This is a genomic window from Aliivibrio fischeri, from assembly GCF_009727955.1.
Lineage (GTDB): Bacteria > Pseudomonadota > Gammaproteobacteria > Enterobacterales > Vibrionaceae > Aliivibrio > Aliivibrio fischeri_A.
This window is the reverse complement of the sequence record NZ_WOBR01000004.1, coordinates 378,388-405,032: the sequence shown is the minus strand read 5'-3', so window position 1 is coordinate 405,032 and position 26,645 is coordinate 378,388. Positions and strand designations below refer to the sequence as shown.

The 26,645-nt window shown below is 38.5% G+C and carries 12 protein-coding genes; 5 read left to right on the top strand and 7 right to left on the bottom strand.

What is annotated here, in order from left to right; genetic code table 11:
* Positions 1 to 17: 17 nt before the first annotated feature.
* Complete coding sequence (locus tag GNP81_RS05215) at positions 18 to 12,617, bottom strand: retention module-containing protein (RefSeq protein ID WP_155674533.1); 12,600 nt, start codon at positions 12,615 to 12,617, stop codon at positions 18 to 20.
* Between the two features lie 221 nt (positions 12,618 to 12,838).
* Between GNP81_RS05215 and GNP81_RS05210 the strand changes: the two genes are divergently transcribed.
* Positions 12,839 to 13,189, top strand: coding sequence for a DUF2750 domain-containing protein (locus tag GNP81_RS05210; protein WP_005419670.1), 351 nt, complete (start codon positions 12,839 to 12,841; stop codon positions 13,187 to 13,189).
* 75 nt (positions 13,190 to 13,264) lie between these two features.
* Here the strand turns inward: GNP81_RS05210 and dcuC are convergent, their stop codons facing one another.
* Both dcuC and iadA read right to left on the bottom strand, forming a co-directional pair.
* Complete coding sequence (dcuC, locus tag GNP81_RS05205; RefSeq protein ID WP_155674534.1) at positions 13,265 to 14,731, bottom strand: C4-dicarboxylate transporter DcuC; 1,467 nt, start codon at positions 14,729 to 14,731, stop codon at positions 13,265 to 13,267.
* A gap of 10 nt (positions 14,732 to 14,741) precedes the next feature.
* Positions 14,742 to 15,881 (bottom strand): beta-aspartyl-peptidase, encoded by a 1,140-nt coding sequence (gene iadA, locus GNP81_RS05200; RefSeq protein ID WP_236798283.1) that lies wholly within the window; start codon positions 15,879 to 15,881, stop codon positions 14,742 to 14,744.
* A gap of 192 nt (positions 15,882 to 16,073) precedes the next feature.
* Here iadA and GNP81_RS05195 point away from each other — a divergent pair, with 192 nt between their 5' ends.
* Positions 16,074 to 16,988 carry a LysR family transcriptional regulator gene (locus GNP81_RS05195; RefSeq protein ID WP_336495413.1) on the top strand — a complete coding sequence of 305 codons (915 nt, stop codon included), beginning with the start codon at positions 16,074 to 16,076 and terminating at the stop codon, positions 16,986 to 16,988.
* A 16-nt stretch (positions 16,989 to 17,004) separates the two neighbouring features.
* Here the strand turns inward: GNP81_RS05195 and GNP81_RS05190 are convergent, their stop codons facing one another.
* Together GNP81_RS05190 and GNP81_RS05185 are read right to left on the bottom strand one after the other, a co-directional pair.
* Entirely contained in the window at positions 17,005 to 18,909 is a 1,905-nt protein-coding gene (locus GNP81_RS05190) for a bifunctional metallophosphatase/5'-nucleotidase (protein ID WP_155674536.1), read from the bottom strand.
* A gap of 192 nt (positions 18,910 to 19,101) precedes the next feature.
* The gene (locus GNP81_RS05185) at positions 19,102 to 19,743 is read right to left on the bottom strand and encodes a thiopurine S-methyltransferase (protein ID WP_155674537.1); all 642 of its coding nucleotides are present in this window, start codon (positions 19,741 to 19,743) and stop codon (positions 19,102 to 19,104) included.
* Positions 19,744 to 19,987: 244 nt separating this feature from the next.
* On the opposite strand from GNP81_RS05185, the gene GNP81_RS05180 reads away from it, so the two are divergent.
* Entirely contained in the window at positions 19,988 to 21,358 is a 1,371-nt protein-coding gene (locus GNP81_RS05180; RefSeq protein ID WP_155674538.1) for an L-cystine transporter, read from the top strand.
* A 370-nt stretch (positions 21,359 to 21,728) separates the two neighbouring features.
* Here the strand turns inward: GNP81_RS05180 and GNP81_RS05175 are convergent, their stop codons facing one another.
* The gene (locus GNP81_RS05175; protein ID WP_005419687.1) at positions 21,729 to 22,259 is read right to left on the bottom strand and encodes a 3'-5' exonuclease; all 531 of its coding nucleotides are present in this window, start codon (positions 22,257 to 22,259) and stop codon (positions 21,729 to 21,731) included.
* A 90-nt stretch (positions 22,260 to 22,349) separates the two neighbouring features.
* Positions 22,350 to 23,867: a sensor domain-containing diguanylate cyclase gene (locus GNP81_RS05170; RefSeq protein ID WP_336495412.1), complete on the bottom strand. Its 1,518-nt coding sequence runs from the start codon at positions 23,865 to 23,867 to the stop codon at positions 22,350 to 22,352.
* A 246-nt stretch (positions 23,868 to 24,113) separates the two neighbouring features.
* Between GNP81_RS05170 and GNP81_RS05165 the strand changes: the two genes are divergently transcribed.
* Together GNP81_RS05165 and GNP81_RS05160 are read left to right on the top strand one after the other, a co-directional pair.
* The gene (locus GNP81_RS05165) at positions 24,114 to 24,746 is read left to right on the top strand and encodes a DUF2760 domain-containing protein (RefSeq protein WP_069594662.1); all 633 of its coding nucleotides are present in this window, start codon (positions 24,114 to 24,116) and stop codon (positions 24,744 to 24,746) included.
* Positions 24,746 to 26,566, top strand: a complete 1,821-nt coding sequence (locus tag GNP81_RS05160) for an Hsp70 family protein (RefSeq protein ID WP_155674539.1) — start codon at positions 24,746 to 24,748, stop codon at positions 26,564 to 26,566. The genes GNP81_RS05165 and GNP81_RS05160 overlap by 1 nt, the downstream gene beginning before the upstream one ends.
* The last annotated feature ends 79 nt before the right edge of the window (positions 26,567 to 26,645 follow it).

Sequence of the window (26,645 nt, the reverse complement as noted above, 5' to 3'; positions counted from 1 at the left end):
CACTACTTCAGAAGTGATTAATCTACTTTAAACATATTAAAATCATTATAAAGTGTACTTAAAATATCTTGATCACTCATAGAGCCTAAATCACTGATACCTAGTGTTGTACTATCAACACCTTTTAGAGTGATGTCTGTTTGATTTCCTAATTCATCGGTAACAGATAATACAGTTTGCGAGTTGCTATCATCAATATTCACATTAATGTGTTGCAACATATCATCCATGGTTGAGTTAGCTTGAATTGAATCAGGCAATAACTCAGCTAAATCAAGAATATCTGCTTCATTATTAGCTGCAACCCCATCAACAGCAAAGTCAGCAATGGATGTTTGAGCTGGTGAAGCTGAACTGCCTGCAATTTCATCTGCAAAATAGAAGATATCATTACCGCCACCACCGGTTAGAATGTCGTTTTGGCCTGAAGCATATAATGTATTATTCGCTTCATTACCAAAACTTTCAGACACAACTAAATGTCCTGAATTCGTAAGTGACGTTAATTTCTCTTCATCAGTCATTGATGCTGTTGATTCTCCAGTTAACTCATCTAGAGTAACATCATCGACAACAATGGTTTGAACCGTGCTCCCTGCTTCATTGATATAAATTTCAGTACTACCATCAACTTCTGAAATTTGTATTTGAGAAGCAAGCGTTGCCGAATCCCAGACAGTGGTGATATTAGCGATGTCAGTTAAATCAATTCTGTCGCTATTTACGTCAAAATCTTTAATGATATCGCGAGCTAAATCTCCACCAATCGATGCATTTGTCCATGTGAATGTATCAGCCGTTCCCGCATCAGATAAATCTAGTGGATTACCAAACAACAATTCATCATTTGTCGTTCCAGTTAAAATATCTGAGCCAGAAACTCCTTGAACCACATTAGGAGCAGCTACGGCAACAGTGATGACTTGTTGAGTAATGCCACCTTTTCCATCTGATGCTTCAACAGTGAAAACATCTGTCGTATCAGTTGCTAATGCCAAGGTACTGTTTTCAGTAAGAACATATGTCCATAACCCTGCAGCATTGATGCTTAACGTACCATAAACACCTGTAGCTGAAGATGATGAGGAGATTTGCCATCCTATCGGATCACTCTCTGCATCGGTTGCATTTAATTGACCAGAAACCGTCTCAACAACGCCCTCTTTGACATCAGCGGTAGTGGTTCCAGTAATAACTGGAGCATCATTCTCACCTGTAATATCAATAGTAATGACTTGCTGTGTTACCTGTCCTGTCGCATCAGTAACATCAATAACTAAAGACTCTTGTGCCCCATCAGCACCAATTGCTTGTGCTAAGCTATCAATTAAATCGTATTCCCATTTACCTGTTGCAGGATCAACAATGAATGTGCCATATAAAGGTGTTGATGTTGTTGAAACAGTATAGCCAATTAATGTACCTTCTGGATCCAGATATGTAATCGTTCCTTCTGCATGTAGCTCTCCATCTTCAACAACCGTTCCTGTCGTTTCCTGAGTTGCCCCTGCATCAATAATTGGCTGGTCATCATGCCCAGTCACGCTTACCGTAATATCTTGGGTTACTGTTCCACCATTACCATCTGAAACTTCAATTGTAAAAATTTCAGTTGCAACAATATCACCTAAAGCTTGAGCTTTATCGTTATCCAGAAGATAACTCCACTCACCATTAGCATCAACAGTTAGCTCGCCATATAATCCAGTAACATCTCCAGGTGTTGCTGCGGTATTTGGACCTGAAACAACAGTGTAAGTGAAACTGGTATCAGTTAAATCCACATCCGATACATCTAATTGACCACTGGCGGTAGCGGTACCATCTTCTTCAACACTTCCAATAATGATACTTGATGCATCAACCGTAGGATTATCATTCTCACCTGTAATATTGATAGTAATTACTTGTTGTATTGTTCCGCCAGTTTGATCCGTTACTTCAATGGTATAGGTTTCTTGAGCACCAGTAACGCCAATTTCTTGGGCTAAACCATTCAATAGCTCATAAGTCCATACGCCATTTGCATCAACTGTAAACGTACCATAAGGTGAAGAGGGAGAATTAATCACATTATAATTAATCGCATCCCCTTCTGGATCCACATAAGCAACTTGACCTGTTGCTGTTAGTGTTCCGTCTTCGACTACCGTACCTTCGGTTACTTGTGGAATGGTCGTATCGATAATAGGGTCATCATCGGTACCTGTGATATTCACGATAACGTCTTGTGTAATTACACCACCATTTCCATCATCAATTTGAATCGTAAACGTTTCTGTAATCGTTTCATCACCAATCTCTTGAGCTTTATCGTTATTTAATACGTAAGTCCACTTCCCGTTAGCATCCACGGTTACAGAACCATAAGCATCTGTAGGTGATGTAGTGACACTGAAATCAAACGTTGTATCATTTAAATCTATATCTGTAATATCTAGCTGCCCTGACTGAGTCTGAGTTCCAATGCCATCTTCTTCTACATCAACAGAAAGAATACTGGTATCCACAACTTCAGGGTCATCGTTAGTACCATTTACTGTAAAGGTAATGTCTTGTGTACTACTTAAACCATGTTCATCTGTCACTTTAACGGTATAGGTTAAATCCAGTGATTCACCAACGCCTAGCTGCTGTATTTCTAACGCTGAGTTATCGATTACTAATTTATAATCACCGTTAGGATCAAAAGTTAAGGTTCCCAAGCTATCGCCACTTAGTACTTCCCAAATATGGGTATCCGCTGTATCAGGATCACCATCATCCCAATTACCTGTTACCTCAAGATTACCATCAGCATTAAGAGCGGTATCTTCTGTCACCTCAGAAGGAACAGTCACAACAAGGTCTGGAGCATCATTTTCACCATTAATAGTAATCGTGATGGTCATCTCTGCCGTGTCACCTGCATCATCCGTTGCAATAATAGTGATCGTATCGGTTAACGTTTCACCTTTTGATAAACTGTTAACCGCTGGATCATTTCCATCTACCGTATAAGTCCAACGGCCAGTATTGTTATCTACGCTGACTGAACCATAACTCCCTTGTGCACCAGGAGAGACAACTACATTATCACCAACATCTACATCGGAAGTAACAAAGTTTCCTGACGCTGTACTGCCATCTGCTTCTTCTACAGAAGCTGTATCCATTCCTGATATCTTAGGTATATCATTAGTACCAGTAATATTGATCGTTACTTCTTGAGCTGTTTTCGCACCATGTTCATCGACAGCAAACACTGTAAAAGTTTCTGATACTACTTCACCTTCACGTAAACCTTGAATATGTGCTGCATCGTTATCAAGTTCATATGTCCAAACACCGTTCTCATCGACCGTAAATACACCGTAAGTACCCGTTAATGTTTTGGCATCAAAAGTGACATCATCACCGTTAGGATCGGTTACAACTAATGTATTAGAATCCGTTATTTTTTCGTCTTCTTTTAACTCCATGACGATCTGATCATCTTGAGCTATTTCTGGTGGTAAATTTGAACCATCAATAGTTACGGTGATTGTTTCTGTTGATGTTTCACCATATGAATCTGTTACTGTTACTTCGAACGTATCAGATAGCGTTTCTCCAACACCAAGTAATTTAACTGCATCTAAACTTGTGTCTAATGTATATGTCCATTTTCCATTAACTAACATTAAACGACCGTAATCACCTTGATTATCAGCAACTGACCAAGTGTGTGTATCACCAGTATCTACATCACCATCATTTAAGTTTCCTGAAATACGTCCATCAGAATCTATATTCGATATCGTCCCCGTCAATTGTCCTGATATTTCTGGTGCATCGTTAGTACCAGTGACATCAACTTTGAAAATCATTTCAAGAGGATCACCATTTTCATCAACGACGGTTTTACCAAATTTATCAACAACGGTAACACTGAAGGTATCGGTAACTAATTCACCTTCATTCAGCTGTTGAACGGCTAATGAATCATTATCAAGAACATAAGTCCAATTACCATTATTATCTAACGTTAAGTGACCGTAAGTTCCATCTCCTGTCACTAAGTTCCATGTTAGTTCTGGTGTTAAACCTGCAACATCATCCAAGACGCCTGTTTGTGTTAATGGGGAACCGTCTTCTTTGAATTCAATTTCTTCAATAACCGCAACAGCTGGTGCATCATCGGCCACACCAATAATATTGATATTAATCGTCGAATCTGAACTCACAGCACCTTTATCGTCTTCAACAACAACTCGTACGTATTCTTTTTCGATTTGATCTGGTGTTAGCGCCTGTACAATCTCACTATCGTTATCCAGCTTATACGTCCATTCACCTGTCGATTGATTTAAAGTTAATTCACCATACACACCTTGAATGATGATGTTTTCACCACTCGGATCTAATGTACCGATTTTATTTCCATCTACGTCAACTAAGTACCATGTATGAGTATCACATGAATCGGGATCCACGACTTCTAGTTGACCCGATACCTCAAGAATATCATCTTCAACTACTTCTCCTAATTCCCCCGTAGGTGTATCGGCAACAATCACAGGAACATCATTAGAACCTGTAATTGTGACATTAACTAAAACCTTTTCTGTTTTAGTTACAATCGTTCCATCAGGTTCAACACAACTAACTTGAACAGTAACAACCCACTTTTCTGTAACTTCTTGGCCTTCACATAATGAGTCTACATACGATTTATCATCAGCAACGTCATAAACCCAGTTACCATCGTTATCAACGGTTAATGAACCAAATAATCCACCATCAACCGAGGAGGTTCCATCAACACTGGTAATTTCGCAGCCACTTGGAAGATCTATCGTACCTGAACTACCGCCACCAATTGCATTTCCATCGCCATCAACACCTTCTTCGACTGAATCGATATCAATCACTTCATCATATGAACCGCCGCCACCGCCATCAGGATCGGTATTACCTTCAACAGTGATTGTCACCTCAAATGGTTCTGAAATACCACCGTGCTTATCTGTTGCTGTGATTTGGAAAACTTCTGTACGTACATCACCAAAGTTAAGTGCATTTGTGTCCGGGTCAGTATTGTCTAACAAGTATGTCCACTGACCATTTTCATCAATAGTGAAAATACCATAAACACCACTTCCGTTAATAACTTGCCAACTAACGACTTCATCACCTAGATCAATATCATCAGCAACAACATTGCCTGTTACTTTTGTAAATTGACCATTAAATGTCTCACCTGGTGGTAAGAAATCTTGTGCATCTTCAATAACCGTCGCAGCATTATCTCCAGAGACGACAGGTCTATCGTTTGTTCCTGTAATGGTGAAATCTATTTGTTCGTTAGTAAAACCACCATTAGAATCATGAACAACCGCGGTAAAGGTCTCTGAGATCATTTCACCTTCATTTAACGATTGTATTGCCGCTGAATCTTTATTGATTTCATAACGCCATGAGCCATCAGCTTCTAAGTAAAATGTGCCATAGTTACCAACATAGGTTCTCACTTCAAATGTTGTCGTATCTCCGGCATCAACATCCGTTGCTATTAATTGACCTGTAACTACATCAGGAGAGACATCTTCAATATATTCCCCTGTCGTTCCGCCTGTTACTTCCGGAAGATCATTAGTACCTTCAATAGTAATAGTGATGTCTTTTTGTACTGATTCACCTTGAGAATCTGTCACGATAACAGTAAAGATTTCTGTTAAAGTATCAGATGGACCAAGAGCTTGAACCGCAGCTAAAGAATTCATTAAGGTATAAGTCCAGCGACCATTTGCATTCATAGTTAAGGCACCGTATTGGCCGACACCATCAACTAAATTCCACGCATGAATATCACCAACATCCGGATCACCGCTATTTAACTGACCCTCTATCGTCGTGGTTGTATCTTCAACTACCGTACCAGTTAACGCTCCCGACATGGTTGGTGCATCATTTGTACCTTCAATAGTGATTTCTACTTCTTTTTCAGATACTTCACCAAATGAATCCGTCACTTTAACCGTTATCGTATCAACAAGTTCTGCACCTTCTTTTAGGCCATTAACAGTGTTATTGCTATTATCTAGGGTGTATGTCCAATGACCATTTTGATCTAAGGTAAATTGACCATATTGACCAGTAGAGCCGACAATTTCCCACGTTAACGTATCTTGAGTATCTAAATCACCTGAATTTAAATCTCCATCAATAACATTAACAACTGCATCTTCTTTTATCTCTCCCGTTGTATCACCAATAATGCCTGGAGCACTATTTGTACCAGCAATATCAATAACAACTTCAATCTGACTGGTTCCACCTTGACCATCATCCACTTGAACAACAAATTTATCTTGAACAATTTGTCCTGAAGAGATCCCGATAGTCGCAGGACGAGAATTATCCAGTTGATAGGTCCACATACCTGTATTAGGATCAACCACTAAGCTACCGTATACACCATCAGGCGTAACAACAGACCATGTATGTGTATCTAATGTATCAATATCAACAGCTGTTAATTCACCTGTTGCGACATCTTTTCCAGGTGTACCTTCAATTGTACTTCCCGTTGTTGCACCGCTAATTGATGGTTGGTCATTATCACCAACGATATCAATTACAATTTCTTTTGAGGTTGATGCACCAAAACTATCCGTTACCGTTACGGTAAAAACATCCTGAACACGTTCGCCTTCAGATAAACTCTGAACCGATGCTTTATTGTTATCTAAGTTGTAAACCCAACGGCCATCCGCTGTTAAAGTTAAGGTTCCGTATGAACCTGTTTTAGAATCAAGCGTCCATGTGTAGGTATCACCAATATCTTTATCATCAGGTTCAAGCAGACCATTAACCATAGTGATTGCGGAATCTTCTTCTACAACGCCACTTAGATCTCCTGATAATTCAGGGACATCGTTAGTACCTTTGACTTTTACGGTAACTTCTACAGTATCGATTGCACCATATTGGTCTTCAACTTGAATAATAAATTTTTCTTTTTCCGTTTGACCTTCTAGTAATCCTTGAGTCAATGGCGAAGAATTATCGATGGTATATGTCCACTTCCCATGTTCATCAAGGGATATTGAACCGTATAATCCCTGAGGATCAGTTAATAAAGTCCAAGTATGTGTATCAGTAATATCTACATCGCCATCAGTTAGTTGACCTGAAACCGATGCTTTATCATCTTCAATGATGGTTTGAGATGTTTTACCACCAATGATTGGAACATCATTAGTACCTAAAATTTCAACCGTAATAACAATTGCATTTTGCCCACCATTTCCATCGTCTACTGCAATGGTGAATGTTTCAAATTCTTGCTGGTTTTCAGCTAAAGCCTGCGTATCAGGATTTGATGGATCTAAGGCATAAACCCAATTTCCATTAGCGTCAACGGTCATCGTACCGTATTTCCCTACACCTCCACCATCAACAAGCCAAGTATGTGTATCCGTAAAATCGACATCGACAGCCGTCAGTGCACCGGTTGCTGTCGGAATAATATCTTCTACAGCAGTACCAGTTGTTCGACCTGTAATTTCAGGTCTGTCATTTGTACCAACAATTGTCACTTCGATGGTATGTTGTGCATAACCATTATTTCCATCGCCGACAACAACAACAAAACTTTCAACTACTGTTTCATCTTTTGCGAGTAATTGGGCTTCATCATTTTTCAGAACATAAGTCCATTCGCCCGTAGTGGCATCAATAGAGAAGTTACCTAACTTAGACTCATCTGCACCGATGACAAACCAATTATGAGTATCTGTTAAATCAACATCTTCTACACTCAATGTGTCTGATATAGTTTGTACGCCATCTTCGGTTACAGTACCGGTATCATTACTATCTACAACACTTGGTAGATCATTGGTCCCTTCCAGAGAAATAACGATTTCTTTTTGCTCTGTTCCACCTTGACCATCATCAACAGTAACGATAAATCGGTCTTCCCCAGATTCACCTTCTGCCAGTTGCTGTGTTACATCCAACGAATTATCAATGGTGTATGTCCATTTTCCATTCGAATCAACCACAATAGAACCATACTTACCCGTCGCAGGTTCAACACTCCAAGTATGAGTATCTGTTAAATCAACATCGTCGACAATCAGCTGCCCTTCAGTTGTTTCAATAGAGTCTTCTTTTACTGAACCTAGTGCTTGACCAGATAATTCTGGTTTATCATTAGTACCATTGATGGTGATTTCAATCGTTTCTGTAATAATCCCACCAGCACCATCACTTAACTCTACGGTATAGTATTCTTTGATCGGATCATCACCTGCACCAAGTGATTGAGCTGCATCATTATCTAATGTGTATAACCACACACCTGTTGAGGCATCAAGAGTAAATTTTCCGTAGGTGCCCGTATCTGAGCCAACAATATTCCAGTTAAATGAACTTGTAGCATCTTCATCTGTTGCAGTTAACGTACCTGTTGTTGTAAGTGTGACATCCTCTGTCACTTCTCCAACCGTATCACCGCCAATAATTGGCACACCATTTGTACCAACAACTGTAATAATAATTTCAATCGTATCAGTACCACCCTGACCATCATCAACGGTCACAGTGAACGTATCTTCAACACTTTCACCTTCTGTTAGTGCCTGTGTTGCAGGTAACGAATTATCAATACTATAGGTCCAAAGCCCCGTTGCAGGGTCGATGACAATGGAGCCATAAGTTCCTGCGTTATTATCGACACTCCAAGAATGAACATCGATTAAATCCACATCATCAACAGTCAGTTGCCCTTCCGCTTCAGATTGCGTTACCGTGTCTTCTTTCACTAACCCTGTTGATTGACCAGAAACAATAGGATCATCATTAGTACCAGTAATTTCTATCGAAATTGTTTCTGTTGTAAAACCGCCTTGTCCATCATCAACTTGAACCTGATATTCAACGGTATGAGTTTCGCCATTAGCTAATGCTTGTACTTGGGCTGCAGTATTGTTTAACGTATATTCCCATTTACCAGAACCATCAGGGTTTGTGCTCACAGTAATAGAACCATATGGATCGTTATTTGAAGAGAGAAGCGTCCACGAATGAGAATCTAAAGTATCCACATCATCAACAAACAGATCACCACTTGTTGTTAGCGTTGTTTCTTCTGTCACAGCACCAGCAATAACGGAAGTATCAGTGATTTCTGGAAGATCATTAGTACCTGTGACTTCAACAGTTACCATGTGTGTTACTGTGCCGCCATTACCATCATCAACCACTATCTCAAAGGTTTCCGTCTTCACTTCACCGTTTGAAATCGCTTGAGTATCTGTAAGAGTATTATCTAAAACGTACGTCCATTTACCCGTTGCATCTACCGTTAATGAACCATAAACACCAGCACCATCAGTTACTGACCACGTTGCGGTATCATTAACATCAGCATCTGTTGCTTCTAGCTGCCCTGAAGCTTCTACCACGGTATCTTCAACAACGGCACCGGTATCGGTACCACTGATTATTGGACCATCATTTGATCCAGTAACAGTAATAGTGACTTCTTGAGAATCAATGCCACCGTGGTTATCTTCAACCTGAACCACATAAGTGATTTCTAAGGTTTCACCCACGCCAAGAGCAATAACGCTCGCTGAATTAGTGTTTAGGTTAAATGTCCATTTACCATTCGCGTCAACGCTGAAAGTACCTAAATCATCATTACTATTGGCTTCAACTGTCCATGTGTGAGTATCAAGCGCATCGACATCTTCCAGAATTAAATCGCCCGTTGCGCTTTCTGTTGTTCGGTGTTCAACTGCACCAGTCGTCACCGATGTGTCCGTGATTTCTGGAAGATCATTAGTACCTGTGACTTCAACAGTTACCGTGTGTGTCACTGTGCCGCCATTACCATCATCAACCACAATCTCAAAGGTTTCCGTTTTCACTTCACCGTTTGAAATCGCTTGAGTATCTGTAAGAGTATTATCTAAAACATACGTCCATTTACCCGTTGCATCTACCGTTAATGAACCATAAACACCAGCACCATCGGTTACTGACCACGTTGCGGTATCATTAACATCAGCATCTGTTGCTTCTAGCTGCCCTGAAGCTTCTGCCACGGTATCTTCAACAACGGCCCCGGTATCGGTACCGCTGATAACTGGGCCATCATTTGAGCCAGTAACAGTAATAGTCACTTCTTGAGAATCAATGCCACCATGGTTATCTTCAACTTGAACTACATAGGTGATATCTAAGGTTTCACCCACGCCAAGAGCAATAACGCTCGCTGAATTAGTGTTTAAGTTAAATGTCCATTTACCATTCGCATCAACGCTGAAAGTACCTAAATCATCATTACTATTGGCTTCAACTGTCCATGTGTGAGTATCAAGAGCATCAACATCTTCAAGAATTAAATCGCCCGTTGCACTTTCTGTTGTACGGTGCTCAACTGCACCAGTCGTCACCGATGTGTCCGTGATTTCTGGAAGATCATTAGTACCAGTAACTTCAACAGTCACCGCGTGTGTCACGGTGCCACCATTACCATCATCAACCACAATCTCAAAGGTTTCCGTCTTCACTTCACCATTTGAAATCGCTTGAGTATCTGTAAGTGTATTATCTAAAACGTAGGTCCATTTGCCTGTTGCATCTACCGTTAATGAGCCATAAACACCGGCACCATCGGTTACTGACCACGTTGCGGTATCATTAACATCTGCATCTGTTGCTTCTAACTGCCCACTGGCTTCTGCCACGGTATCTTCAACAACGGTACCGGTATCGGTACCGCTGATAACTGGGCCATCATTTGAGCCAGTAACAGTAATAGTCACTTCTTGAGAATCAATGCCACCGTGGTTATCTTCAACTTGAACTACATAGGTAATATCTAAGGTTTCACCCACGCCAAGAGCAATAACGCTCGCTGAATTAGTGTTTAAGTTAAATGTCCATTTACCATTCGCATCAACGCTGAAAGTACCTAAATCATCATTACTATTGGCTTCAACTGTCCATGTGTGAGTATCAAGAGCATCAACATCTTCAAGAATTAAATCGCCTGTTGCACTTTCTGTTGTACGGTGCTCAACTGCACCAGTCGTCACCGATGTGTCCGTAATTTCTGGAAGATCATTGGTACCGGTAACCTCAACAGTAACCGTGTGTGTGACGGTGCCACCATTACCATCATCAGCAACAACTTCAAACGTTTCAGTTTGAACTTCTCCATTAGATAATGCTTGAGTCGCAGACAAGTTATTATCAATGCTATAAACCCACTTACCTGATGCATCAATAGTTAATGAACCAAACATACCTAGGCTTGGATCCGTTACAGACCATGTAATTGAATCACCCGCATCAGCATCAACAGCAATCAATTGACCTTCAGCAGAGTCAATTAAATCCTCGACGACACGCCCAGAATTAGTACCACTAATCACAGGTTCATCATTAGTACCATTGATCGTGATAACAATTTCTTGTTGATCCGTTCCACCATTTCCATCATCAACTTCAATAGTAAATGTTTCAGTTACAACATCACCTTGACCAAGAGCTTGTGTTGCATCACGAGAATTATCTAACGTATATTCCCAGACCCCATTATTAATAGTAAGAACACCATAAACGCCACTCCCACCTTCTAAAATGGTCCAAGTATGCGTATCATTTACATCAATATCTTCTACTGTTAAAACTTCACTTACTGTTGGATCAGGGTCTCCTACATCTCCTTCAGTTAATTCTGCTGTAGATATACCTGAAATAATTGGCTCATCATTAGTACCAACAATAATAACGGTAACTTCTTGAACGGAACTTAAACCACTGCTAGAAGTTACAGTAACCTCAAAAACATCGGTTTTTATTTGACCATTAGATAAAGACTGAACAGATAAAGCGTCATTGTCTAAAATGTACTCCCACTCACCTGTCACAGAATTTATAGACAAAGAACCAAATTCACTGACTGTATTTCCAGTAATAGTCCACGTATATACTTCATTATTTGTAGAGTTTGATACGATAAGCTGACCGCTAGCCTCAGTATTCACATCTTCAACAGTAAAACCTGGAGTATGAGGGGCTACATCAGGATCGGTAGGTAAATTCGGAATATCTTCAGCGTTTCTTTCTGAGATAAGCATGTCAATAAACTTATCTTTGTCATTAGAGAAAGCATTAGAAGTACTGAAGTCAGTCTCGGCTATTTTTGAGTAATAGCGGTAGTCAATTGTGATAAAACCATTGTTTGCAGAAGTACCGCTTTCACCAGCAGCTGTTGCCTCAAGAATTTCGGTGGGATCTTCTCCATCTAAAATAGCGTCTTGGATTGCTGCAATATCAACATCATCTGTTGATTGAGTAGGGTCTAGTTCAATATCCCCTTCAACATTTTTTACTTGTAATGGATCTTCTGGCTTTGTTTCATCAAGACAACTTATGCAGTTTTTATCGATAGTTACTAACTTTCCATTAATCTGAACAACAACCTTCGCATCATAGCCAGTAAATAAAACCTCATCCGCACTAATGGATTGCCCAACATTTATCTTTGTTGGTTCACCAGATTTATTCAAAGTGTACGCATCACCTTCTATTGTCTTAACTTCTACTTTTGAAGGTATTAGAGTCTCTTTCATGTAACCACCTAAAATCCATTTAACTGCATCAACAAATTAATTCTTATTTAGTCTTTTTAATCATAGGACAAAATTGATTATCCCCCCAAAAACCAACGGTTAATTTATTGTTATAAAAATATTAACTGATAGTTTTATAACATAAAATCATATAAATTTAAGTATCAATATTCTCATATTCCTTTATTATTCGTTATGTTTATCCTAAAAGAGACATTGTCATGAGCAAATTAACGTCAGATACTCAAGCAAACCTAGAGCTTTTCATTTCAGAGACAAAAGAAACACAATTAGTGTGGAGTCTTTATAATGAAGACGGTTGGATTTCAGTAGAGTCAACAGAATTTGAAAACTCTGAAGTAATGCCATTCTGGTCTAATAAAGAAGATGCTGCTTTTCACAACGTTGAAGAATGGGCTGACTTTGAAGTAACAGAAATCCCACTAGATATTTTTGTTGAAGATTGGTTAATCACTCTTTCTGAAGATGGTGTTTTAGTTGGTACAAACTGGAACCAACAACTAGAAGGTCAAGAAGTAGAAGCAAGCGATTTAGCTAAGCTTTACTTATAAGATTTATTTTATCTTTGTGATAAAAAAAGACAAAGGTGGCTCAATTATGGCCACCTTTTTTGTTTTTTGTGTTTATTAAGTTACTGGGGTAACTTGTGAACTATTATTCTTTTTCTTTACAACCCATCCAATACCAATAGAAAGAACCAATATAACAATCAAAAATGGTATTAATTGCATTAATTGTCCTCCCTGATAAAAAGTTAATATTAGCATTAATAGCCAACCACTGATCATTGGTATCAACGTTCGACGAACGATATCAAATGGGGATAAACCTGAAATACCGGCAACAGCAATGATAACACCAGCAATCGGGGATATTGTCCTACCAAAACCTGCAGATAATTGAATTGGTAAGATCATGTCTACAGTATTCGCACCTATTTTATGAGCTATTTGAGGTACCATTGGAGCAAAAGAGAAAAAGGCCGCATTTCCTGATCCCATTAATGCAGAAATAATAAAAGTTAATAGCGCCATAAACAAAATAATAACCGCGGCAGAAAGCCCAACGCTACTTGCCATATGTAACATTGAATCAATTGCTCCTATTGATTTTAATCCCATCGAAAAAGTCTGTCCTGCAATAATTAAAGTTACAACGGAAGCAAAAACTTTTCCCATATCATTAAACACTCCTTGCAGTTTTTCAAATACTGGTTTTGCTTTTCTTTCTCGAATAAATTCAAATACAAGACTAACAAAAACACTCAAAATGATCGCAGTAGCCATACCGACATTAATTGTTTTCACACCAAGATTACTAAATGTAAGCATAAAAAATAATGGCAACATCGGAAGTATTACATAATAGAATGGAGCACTTTGTTCAGATTCAATACCATCATTAATTACAGGCTCTAATATCTGATTTCTTTCATCACTACGATCAAAAAAACGTTGTGTAATGGCATGTATAATTGCCACAATTATGATTAATACACTAATAATTGGTAACTGTTCTCCAACGAAGTATTCCGTAATATCTAGACCCGCAGTTTGAGCAGCTAAAATTGAGTTCCCTGAACCAGGCCCAAACTCAATTGCACAAGTACTAGCCAATACAGAAGCAACTCCCGCCTTACTACAGCCAAGTCTAATCAATACAGGATAAAGTGTTGCCATCAACAATAAACCAAGTCCCGTTGCACTTGAGATAAAGAGTGATAACATCTGACCAAGAACAAAGGCAAGTGCTAACATCAAGTAAGGTGAATTTAGCTTCATTAATGGTTTAGCGGTTAACTTTACCATTACTTGACTTGCACCTATCGCGGACATTAATAGAGCAAACCCTCCTATAAGCATTATTTTTAAACCTAAACCACCGGATTGTTTACCAAATACCATGCTTATATATTCAAAAATATCAAACCCAATCCAACCTGTTGATTTGTCAACAAAAGTTGCATTATTAGTAAAAATAGAGATGGTCATCATAACGATACCAACAAAGAAGAGTACACCTTGAGGGTTATAGTTTTTTAAAATTAATCGCCCCGCAAAAATCAATCCACATAATGCAATAAATAAACTCATATCTAACCCCTTATTCAAAGTTTCCAGTTACAAGTAATTCATTATCAAGCAGCACTGTTTTGCCTTTTGCTACTACTCCATAAAGTGTAAAATCATCATTAAATATACATAAATCGGCATCTTGACCAAGCTGTAATCGACCTTTATTAATCCCCAGAGAATCTGCAACATTTGATGTTAACATGGCAATAGCGACCTCTGGTGTAATACCAGACTCTATCAATTTAGGTAATAACAATAAGTTTCCATCAACATTTGCAGCGGTTAACGCTACCATGTTTCCATCCACATCAAACTTTGGCAGACTACCATTCCCATCGGAGCTCACTGTTATATGTTTCGGATCTATACCAGACTCTATTGCTTGTTTAATCGCAAGCTCTGGAGCAATAAATTGACTACCTCCTGATGTAATATCAATATAACCACCTCGACGAGCAAATTGCATAGCTTCACTAAATAGAGATTCAGTTCGAGCAACGTGGGTTGGTGAAAAATGACTAACGGGTATCCCCATATCTAATAACTCAAAAACAGAAGCAAAAGGATCAGATAAAGCCCCCATATGCATATGCAATACCCCTCGTTTTTTAGCTAATAAGCTAGCAATGCGTATATCAGAAACAATACGACTCAATTCTTGTAACGTTGGAAATGAACATCTATGATCTGCTAGCGCTATCTTTACGCCGAGAACTGAAGGTAAAAAAGAGATATCATCCCGAATAGATGTAGTTATCGTTTTCGTTGGCACCTCATACGAACCTGTATGCATATAAGCTGTCATTCCTTCTTCTGTAAGCGCAGCAGCTTTTGCATATAAATCACGTGGTGAACGAGAAATACCATCCGTTCCCAATACCCCAACGACACTTGTTGTTCCTGCTTGAATTAACTTAGAGAATGTAACTTGTGGCGTTCGACTAGAAAAGCCACCTTCACCTCCACCTCCAATCAGATGCACATGTTGATCTATTAAACCTGGAGTTACTGTTTTCCCTTGGCAGTCAATGATCGAAATATCACCAATGCCTTGAACATTCAAATCAGCCCCAATAGAAATTACCTTTCCACAACCAATCAACACATTAACCTTCCCTAAGTGCTGAGGAGCGTATACATTTGCATTCTTTAATAAAATAAACATCATTCCCTCTACTTCATATATTATTTATACATTCCACCTCCCTTAATATCCTGATATTTATCTCGATGAATATTTGAGAGCTAAAACTATCAAAAACAATAATAACCATATAAAAAATGTGAGTATCTCGATTTCTATTGCTAATTTTGAATGATAGTATTCTTATAAATCATAATGATAAAGATGAGTTATTAAGTGTTTGAATTTAAATGGTTAGAAGACTTTATGAGTCTAATTGAACTAGGGAATTTCTCTGCTGCTGCTAAATCAAGGTACGTAACACAATCTGCATTTAGCCGTCGAATCCAAGCCTTGGAGCTTTGGGTTGGTGTTCCATTATTCGATCGTAGTTCTTACCCCATAGGTTTAACCGATCACGGAAATAAATTTGTTCCTTATGCTGAAAACCTACTTAACCAAATCAAAATAACAAAAGAGGACTTTTCATTAGCTTCATTAAAAACAGACAATACGGTACGAATTGTTTGTTTGCATTCCTTTGCAATTAATCTGTTACCAAATCTTTTAGCTCAATTTAATAACCACCTAAATCATCTAAATATATCTATTAACCCTTCCGTACAAGGGATCGACAATCATTTTCAAACTCTATTAGATGACTCTAGTGACCTTTTATTTGCTTATAATATGATCGGAATGAGACCATCTATTTCCTTAGAAGATAAACTTGAAAAGCACATTTTATTTCAGGAAAAAATTATTCCTGTTATCTCTCCGGATTTATTAAAAAATCACAAAGATGATACTCCATGGCCGTTACTCTCTTATTCAGAACATACATTTCTCTACAAAGTAGTAAATCAACTTACAAAATCTATTTCAGTACCTTTCAGTCAAGTGTTTGAAACAACGTTAAGCGAATCTCTCATTGAAATGGCGATTAATGGTATCGGGGTTGCGTGGGTTCCAATGCATGCGGTTGAAAAAGAATTAATTAAGGGGACATTAGTGACAGCCTTTACAGAATACCCTGATTGGACTATTCAGTTAGATGTTGTTTGCTATCATTCGAAATCTAATAGTCGTCCTGCTGTACAACAATTTTTAGAAGAAATACATAGTATAAAAAATAAAGGTGACCAATTATGATCACCTTTTTTGTTGTTTAATTCAGAGCTTTTGCAATTACCATATCGCGGTGGATTCGTGCTTTTTCAGCCTCAGTTGTCGCCTTATCTAAAGATTGTTCAAGTTTACTTAAATAAGTCGTTAATTCAGCTTCCGTTGAAAATATCTTATCTTTTACATTAATAGATTCAACATTGGTATATCGGCCATCTTTGCTTTTTGGTACGTCTATTTTGCCACTGTTAATTAACGCCTTTACCGTTTCTCGTTCTTTCTCATAACCTTCAAGACCGATCAATGTCCAGCGACTCATTGGCTTACCTTCGTATTTACCTTTTTTTACCTCGTCTAGGTAGCGAATGGTTAAGTTCCGAATTGTTCCATCTTCTTCTCCAAACTCTTCTTCGGTATCAAACAAAACTGGGAAATGTCTACCTTCAAGCACACCACCATCTTTGGTTAAATGCCCCATTCGGTAGCTGTTCATTCCAATACGAATTGGTGTATTATTCGTAATATCTCTACCATCGGCAAATTTAAGATCAGTAATACGTTCACCAGCAGGCTTTGTTAAATCTATTGCATAAGTCACACCAGCAAAGAAATCATTGGTTGAATATTTTGATGAGCGACGATCAAGATTAAAACTGTATGTAACATCCCCTTCTTTTACGCTATTGAAATAACCCGCTGACCACTCCATATATTTTTTCAGCTCTTTACCTGTCATTTCATAAACAGTAATTTCACCGCCGGCATACTGATAATTATAAGCAATATCTTTGGCTTTAATTTCTCCAACATCTAATTCAGCCATATCATTATCAATTTGTAAGGCAATCACATTTGCTAAAGGTGCATAGTGCATGCTGGCTTCTTGGAACAAGGCACTAATCCCTGTATCCTGAATATGAACTTGTGGTATACCTTTAATTTCATTTTCAGGAACAAGATCAACACCTAGTAATTCTGCGACGACACGGTTTGCATTTTCACGCAGACGTTTATGATATGGAGCATACAATTCTTCCATCTTTTCGTCTGATTCAACGCCTTTTATCTTGTATGTAAAGCTGTCTTTATTAACTAGAGTGAACTGCCCATTCTTCTCTTCAAACTGTAAATCGACCCGAGAAAGCGCTCGCCCATATTTATCTGGTTCCGTAATAATCACACCATTTACCGTCGCTTTATCAATACGAGTATGCATGTGACCTGCAACGATAGCATCTATTTCTGGGTTGGCATTCGCGATATCAGTAACCCCAGTCGCTTCTATATTGTTCTCATTATCTAGTCCCATATGAGCAACTAATACAATCGCATCCACTTTATTATCTATTTCTTTAATGACTTTTTTCACTTCAAGGGATGGATTAGTAAAAGTCATACCTTCAAGGCGATTTGTGCCTTCAGCAAATACTTGTGTCATTGGTGTATCCATACCAATCACACCAATTTTAATTCCATTTTTCTCAATAATTTTATAAGCAGGTAAGAATGGGTTGCCATCTTTTCGCTTTATATTCCCACCTAGTGATGTACCTTTAAATTGAGTCAGTGAACGATTAAGTACATTCAAGCCAAAATCAAACTCATGATTACCTAACACCCAAATATCATATTTCATTTCATTAAAGCCGAGCATCATGGGATCTGTAGGCTCATCCTTAAAAGTTTCAACAAAATTGCCTTGAATCGTATCACCGGCATCTACCAATATTACATTTTCTTGTTGCTCTCGAATGGTTTTTACTTTTGTCGCTATCTGACTCAAACTGCCTTTCATATTGAGCTTATCACTCGCATAATCCCAAGGCATAAAATGACCATGAATATCTGATGTCCCAAGAATCGTCACATCAACAAGATCGCCATCTGCTGCTACTGCATAACCACTTAACGAAAGTAAAATTGCTGAAGTTAATATATGTTTTTTCATTATTATCTTTATTTTTTATGTAGGGGAACTCGATCATAAATCGTTGTCCTTCCTCATAAATAAATATCGATCACATTTGAAATGTAACAAGAAAAGCAAATTACAAATTTATGATGCGTAACTCATTAACAACAAAAAAGGCTATCAAACAAACTTGATAGCCTTCATATAAACTCACTTCATTTTTATTGATTAATTTTCAATTAACCACACTTCTTCAGCAAAACGAGATAACCCTTTTTTAATTTTAGGGTGCTCCGCATCAGCTTCATCTCGCTGTAACCGTGTAATTTTCATTCCCGAAAATAGCGCTCGTACTTCTTCTTCAGGTACAGAGAAAGGAGGTCCTGCCATTTCATTTTGATCATAATCTAGTGTTACTAATAATATGCGCCCACTTTCTTTTAATCGGCTATGTAACACTTGGACGTATTCTTCACGCATCTCTTTTGGTAGAGCAACTAATGCGGCGCGATCATAAATTAAATCAGCGGCTTCAATAGGAGCAACAAAATAATCACCTGAATAGATAGTGAACTCATCAAATTCATAAAGTTCTAGGGTGCTACTTAATTGCGTCACTGTCGGTGTATACAAGCGCTCAGCAAAGAAAGCACGAACGGCTATCTGACTCAGCTCTACCCCTGTTACTGAATTATGACGTTCAGCTAACCAATCAAGATCCATTGATTTACCACACAATGGAACAAAAACAGTTTCATTTCTTTTTGGCTCTAGAGCTGACCAATATTGAGTTAAGATTGGATTAGTATCAGGCAGGTGGAAACCAATGACATTACTTGCCCATTTTTTTTGCCAAAATTCATGTTCCATTTACTTTCCTTTATTTAGCTTATTTTTATGCTGAAATGGTACCGCATCACATACTTTTGTTCTAGCTGTTAAACGATAACGACGGTATCTATAACTTAATACAAATCAGTTATTCCATTTAGTTATATAGAATAACTTTTATCAATTACCCTACTAACCTACGAATCGTTATTATCCTTACTAAATCAAAGTGCTTTGCGTCTTACCCCTTAAAAATGGGCGCATTTATGAACAGGAATGCAGTATGTCATTAGCCGTTATCATCAATTTAGCCGTATTTATCGGCCTCATCTTTTTTCTCAATACACAGCAACGTAAAGAATATACATTATCGAGATTAGTTTTGATTGGTCTTGTTGCTGGTAGCTTATATGGCTTAGGGCTTCACCTAGTATACGGTGGAGGCAGCGACGTAATTAACACAACACTTAATTGGGTCAATATTGTAGGCAGTGGTTATGTTGGTCTACTTAAAATGGTAATAATGCCTCTAGTGCTTGTTTCTATGTTTGCCGCTGTGGTTAAACTGGATAAATCAGGTTCCCTAGGAAAAATCAGTGGTGTAACTATTAGTGTTTTACTTGTTACTACTATGATAGCCGCTCTTATTGGTATCACCGTGACTCATACTTTCGGCTTAACCGCTGAGGGGTTAACAGAAGGTGCTCGTGAAACAGCTCGTGTTGCTGTACTTGAATCTCGCATTGGTAGCGTAAGTGATTTAAGCATTCCTCAAATGCTAGTTAGCTTTATTCCGACCAATCCATTTGCTGATTTAACGGGTACTCGCTCAACATCTATCATTGCTGTTGTTATTTTTGCCATTCTATCAGGTATTGCCGCGCGTAAAGTGAGCCAAGAAAAAGAAGAGCTAGCGGCTCCTATCAATACTTTCGTTGATGTTGCACAGTCAATTGTGATGCGATTAGTTAAAATGATAATGGCACTAACGCCTTATGGTATCCTAGCGTTATTAACAAAAGTGGTTGCCACATCAAATGCGGCCGACATCTTAAATCTACTTGGTTTCATCGTAGCTTCATATATCGCCATTTTATTAATGTTCGTTGTACACGGCTTATTGGTATCACTGGTGGGTGTTAGTCCTATTGATTACTTTAAAAAGATTTGGCCTGTACTGACATTCGCATTTAGCTCTCGTAGCTCAGCAGCAACGATTCCACTAAATGTTGAAGCACAAATAACAAAACTACGTGTACCACCAGCAATTGCCAATTTATCAGCGACCTTTGGGGCGACAATTGGCCAAAATGGCTGTGCTGGTATCTACCCTGCAATGTTGGCGGTAATGGTTGCACCTACTGTGGGGATCCCGATTGATGGACATTTCATTTTATCTCTAGTTGCGATTATCACGGTAAGTTCATTTGGTATTGCAGGTGTTGGCGGTGGAGCAACATTCGCAGCTTTAATCGTGTTACCTGCTATGGGATTACCCGTTACTATTGCTGCACTACTTATTTCTATCGAACCTTTGATTGATATGGCTCGTACCGCACTAAATGTAAGTGGAGCAATGACAGCAGGTACAATCACAAGTCGAGTATTAGGACAGAAAAGTACCGATGAACAAGTAGAAAGCGCACAAGCTTAACCAAATATATTAAACCGAAAAGGAAGCTAAATTGGCTTCCTTTTTTATTCCTGATTTTTATAAGTTCCCCACTTACATTCACTCTTCAAATAACGAATTTTCACATTATAAAAACTAATCTGAAAATACAATTTTACTAGCTAGAAATTATTAAATTAATATCTATAATGCGCGCCATACAAAGACGAAATATCTCGTTTATTTATCAGATTAAAAGGTGGCGCTATGGCTAAAAATATCATGACTAAAATCGCAAATGCTTATCAGCGTTCATTCACTGAGTTATACAAACGCGATAATAAATAATACGAATTTAGTATTAACAGATACAAAAAAGGAGCTCATCGGCTCCTTTTTTATTTTTCAGGTTTTACAATATTTTCAATGCTAACTGGGCCAAATTATACGCATCAACATATCCTGAATGTTGACGACCTTCCCATTCGATATTCAATTCTTCCATTGCTCTACGTTGCCCCATTCGTTCATTTTTCTTACGAGAACGAATTCGATAAATAGTAGCAAGGTTCAAAAACTCATTAAATGGGACTTCAATGCCTTTTGCTTTACATTCCGCTTCAAGGATTTGCTCGTCATGTCCCCACGCAGCATAAATTTTATTTGTTCCGCCAAAGTTTTTAACCATGGACTTCAATACATCAGCTAATGGACGACCCTGTTTTTCAATTTTACGCGGAGAAATACCTGTGAGATCAACACAAAATAGAGAGATTTCATCTTTCTCTGGTTTTACATAATACTGCGCACGCTTAACCACTTCACCTTTTGTTAGATCAATTTCAGCTAAGCCAACCTCAATGATCTCCCCTGTTCTACCTTTGCCATTTTCATTCCAACAGCACATTTCTAAATCAAAACAGACGATACGATTAAAGTTCATGAAGATCCTTGGTACACAATAAAAAGCGAAGCGCTATTCTACCTAAACTCCGCGCTAAGCGCGACACTATGAAAGTTGATTGCTGAAAATTCAGCCTCGAATGGTAACTTGGTTACGCCCCATCGCTTTACTTTGATATAACGCTTGGTCAGCAGCCTTCAATAACCCTTCAAGAGTCTCACCTTTCCAAAGTACGGCACCAAGACTGATAGTTTGAGCAATCTCGAAATCATTAAACACGGTTGGAGATGTGGCAACAAGATCATGAATTTGTTCTGAAATTAACGTTAATTCATCGATATTACTCAGCTTCATCACAATAGAAAACTCATCACCTCCAAGGCGTGAGACATAGGCATTATCCCCTAATGCTTCAGACATTAAGTGACCAATATGTCGCAAAACTGCATCCCCTTCAGGATGACCATATGTATCATTGATTTGTTTAAATTTATCGATATCAAAACACAACAAAGCAAATGATTTTTTTGTTTCAATATAACGACTAATCACATCACGTATAGCACGACGATTTAATAAGCCAGTAAGATCATCATGCATTGCCATATAGCGTAATTCTTTGGTTCTAATTTCAAGTAAATTTTCAATTCGTTGTTTATCTCGAGTAACAACAGAAGTTAGTGCCGCAATCAACATTGAAATCGTTAAAATACCAAAAAACAACCAGATCAACGTGAGTCTTTGATATTCAGTTAATTTATTGTCCGCTTTATATTCAATTTTCCAGAGTCGATTTTCGATTTTTACGCTAGTTGTATAATCAACCCCTTCGAAATTATTCCATGTACTACTTTCGTACATAATAGGGTCATCACCTGCATCAAATCCCGTATCAATAATACGAACAACCAGTTCCTCACCTAAAGAAGTAGAATTAACTAAGCGATCAAAGTAGCTTGTGATCCTAACCACTCCAACCATTACCCCTTTTAACGATGTTTTATCTGAAGTAAATACTGGGTGATAAACTAACATGCCTGTTTTTTGAGCGCTCTGATCAAGACTATCTTGCAGTAAGCGAATTTTATCTGAAACACTCGGACGACCCGTTGTTAAAAACTCTTCAACGACGAGATTAAAGCGCTCTCTTGATGAATAAAATCCAATTAAAGGTGTGTTTTTCTCATCTCTTGGATAAATATCGGTTGCGATATAAATGGGCTCATGATTTTTCATCACATAGCCATAGGTTTTAGGTTGATCTTTTGGGACTGTATATAATTGAGCTAAGGGATAATTTTTATGTATTTGTTTAAAATGCTCATTAATATCTTTTTCTTTCACTTTCTCCATCCATTGAAGTGAAATAAGACTATTAGAACGATGGAGTAATGAATCTGCAAATAAAGGGAATTGGGACCAATCCTTTTTACTTCCCACTTGATAGAAGTTTGCCCCTGCACCTATAAAATCAATATCTTTCTCTATTAACATTGAAAGCAGTGCTGACTGTCTATCTGCTTCTTTATAGAAATTCTTTTGATTATTATCCAAATCGGATAAATAAACGAACCTCATACTTAATAGACCTAGAGATAGAGCTAACAAAAAACTGGTCATTACATAAAAGTAATTACTCTTAAACACTCTGCTCTCCAACGGTTGATAACCCTTTAATTCTAATAAAATTTTGAAATTTTCGAAACCAAAAGCCTATATTTAATTTTTATTACTCAGATTTGATTCATTCTGTTCAAAATTACATCATTCAGCATATATTAGTCGCTTTGATTGCCCTTCTTTTTATCTCTTATCCCTTGAATATGCTACTATTAGCCACAATTTAGTTAGAAACGTTTGGTGCTAAGCACCCTAGAATATAGAGAATGAATTATGAATTTTGACTTGAATGCTATTCCTTCTACCTTTGATTTAGGACACATTGTCCTGTTCGGTACATCTGCTCTATTTGCATTATTGTACATAACGAAGAAAGGTAAAGCGGTAGAGATCGAAAAAACGGTTGAAGTCGAAAAAATCGTCGAAGTTGAGAAACCTGTAGAAAAAATCGTCGAAATCGAAAAAGTCGTTGAAGTTGAAAAGATCATTGAGAAAATCATCGAAGTTGAGCCAAAAGTAAAAGCATCAACACCTGAATCTGCTTTACAACTATTAGCTTTATTACAAAAAGAAGCTCGTTTTATCGACTTTATGCAAGAAGACCTAAAAGGCTTCGCAGATGCAGAAGTTGGCGCTGCTGCTCGTGTTATTCATGAAGGCGGTCAAAAAGTATTATCAGATTACTTTACTCTTACTCCAGTTCGTACTGAAGAAGAAGAATCTCGTTTATCTATTCCAGCTGGTTTTAATCCATCAGAAGTTCGTCTGACGGGTAATGTTGTTGGTGAAGCACCATTTAACGGCACACTTATCCACCGTGGTTGGAAAGTAGCCGAAGTGAAACTGCCAAAACTGGCTGATGGTTATGACGCAACAATCGTTGCACCAGCAGAGGTTGAACTGTAATGGAACAAGCTAAATACAGCATTGGTATCGACTTAGGTACAACTCACTGTGTACTTTCATACGTTGATTTACATGATGAAGACGCAAGCGTTCAAGTAATGCCAATTCCTCAATTAACCGCACCTGGTCAAGTTGAAGAGAAATCACAGCTGCCTTCTTTCATGTATCAAGCACATGAAGCTGAGCTATTAGAAGGTGATACAAGCCTTCCTTGGACAACCAAACCAAACGCAATTGTTGGTAGTATTGCCCGTAACCTTGGTAGCAAAACGCCAATTCGTTTAATTGCAAGTGCAAAAAGCTGGTTATGTCACGGTGGTGTAAACCGTCGTGAAGCATTCTTACCACTAAACAGTCCTGAAGAAGTGATCAAAGCGTCACCTCTTGAAGTAACAAAACGTTATTTAGAGCATTTACAAAACGCATGGGATCACCAAAATCCTGAGCACCCTCTAAATGAACAAGACATTACAATTACAGTACCTGCATCATTTGACCCTGCTGCGCGTGATTTAACAGCAGAAGCGGCAAATAACCTTGGTTTCCGTAACTTAACGCTTTTAGAAGAGCCACAAGCAGCCGTATACAGCTGGATCAAAAATAACGATGATTCATGGCGTGACCAAGTATCGGTTGGCGATGTGATTTTAGTTGTCGATATCGGTGGTGGTACGACGGATTTATCATTAGTTGCTGTTACTGAAGAAGAAGGTAATTTAAGCCTAAACCGTGTTGCGGTAGGTGATCATATCCTTCTTGGTGGTGACAACATGGATTTAGCCCTAGCTTATCGTTTAAAAATGAAGCTAGCGCAAGAAGGTAAACAACTACAACCTTGGCAAATTCAAGTCATGACACACGCCTGTCGTGATGCAAAAGAAGCGCTATTAAACGATGCTGAATTACGTGCAGTGCCGATTGTGGTTCCTAGCCGTGGTTCTAAATTGTTAGGTGGTACGCTACAGACTGAATTAACTCAAGAAGAAGTACAACAAACTTTGGTTGAAGGCTTCTTCCCTGTCGTTCCTGTGACTGAGCATCCTGTTCAATCTGCTCGTGGCGCATTAACTCAAATGGGTCTACCTTATGCACAAGATGCAGCGGTAACTCGTCACCTTGCTAGTTTCTTGACTCGTCAACAAGCAGCAACTGATGAAATCTTTGGTCAACAAAACGAATCTGATTTTATTAAACCAACGGCCATTCTTTTAAATGGTGGTGTTCTAAAATCAAACCTACTTGCAGAGCGCCTACTTGGTATTATTAATCAGTGGTTAATCGATGGCGAAGCGGAAGACGCAAAACTGCTTGAAGGTCTGGATCTTGATTTAGCTGTTGCAGCTGGTGCTTCTTACTACGGCTCTGTTCGTACCGGTAAAGGTGTTCGTATCCGCGGTGGTATTGCATCAAGCTATTATGTTGGTATCGAAAGCTCTATGCCTGCAATTCCTGGAATGGAACCACCAATGGAGGCATTGTGTGTTGCTCCATTTGGTATGGAAGAAGGTTCGCACGCCGATGTACCTAGCCAACAATTTGGTTTAGTGATTGGCCAACCTGTACAATTTAAGTTCTATGGTTCAACGACTCGTCGTGACGACCAAGCCGGTACACACTTGGATTTCTGGATGCCAGAAGAGCTAGAAGAGTTACCTGCAATTCAAGTGACGTTACCAGTTACTGAAGGCCGCACATCAGGTGAGGTTGTACCGGTTCGTTTAGCCTCTAAAGTGACTGAACTTGGTACTCTTTATCTTGAAGCTATTGCTGCTGACAGCGGTGAGAAATGGCACGTTGAGTTCGATGTTCGTGAAGCGTAATTTAAATATTATTCTTCGCTAGTTACGCATCTTAAGAGTTCAGTCACCGTTATGGAGGCTGAACTCTTTTACTATATAT

Coding starts and splice junctions, on each gene's coding strand:
- GNP81_RS05210 (WP_005419670.1), top strand. CDS start 12,839: ATGAGCAAATTAACGTCAGATACTCAAGCAAACCTAGAGCTTTTCATT.
- GNP81_RS05190 (WP_155674536.1), bottom strand. CDS start 18,909: ATGAAAAAACATATATTAACTTCAGCAATTTTACTTTCGTTAAGTGGT.
- iadA (WP_236798283.1), bottom strand. CDS start 15,881: ATGATGTTTATTTTATTAAAGAATGCAAATGTATACGCTCCTCAGCAC.
- GNP81_RS05180 (WP_155674538.1), top strand. CDS start 19,988: ATGTCATTAGCCGTTATCATCAATTTAGCCGTATTTATCGGCCTCATC.
- dcuC (WP_155674534.1), bottom strand. CDS start 14,731: ATGAGTTTATTTATTGCATTATGTGGATTGATTTTTGCGGGGCGATTA.
- GNP81_RS05160 (WP_155674539.1), top strand. CDS start 24,746: ATGGAACAAGCTAAATACAGCATTGGTATCGACTTAGGTACAACTCAC.
- GNP81_RS05165 (WP_069594662.1), top strand. CDS start 24,114: ATGAATTTTGACTTGAATGCTATTCCTTCTACCTTTGATTTAGGACAC.
- GNP81_RS05185 (WP_155674537.1), bottom strand. CDS start 19,743: ATGGAACATGAATTTTGGCAAAAAAAATGGGCAAGTAATGTCATTGGT.
- GNP81_RS05175 (WP_005419687.1), bottom strand. CDS start 22,259: ATGAACTTTAATCGTATCGTCTGTTTTGATTTAGAAATGTGCTGTTGG.
- GNP81_RS05215 (WP_155674533.1), bottom strand. CDS start 12,617: ATGAAAGAGACTCTAATACCTTCAAAAGTAGAAGTTAAGACAATAGAA.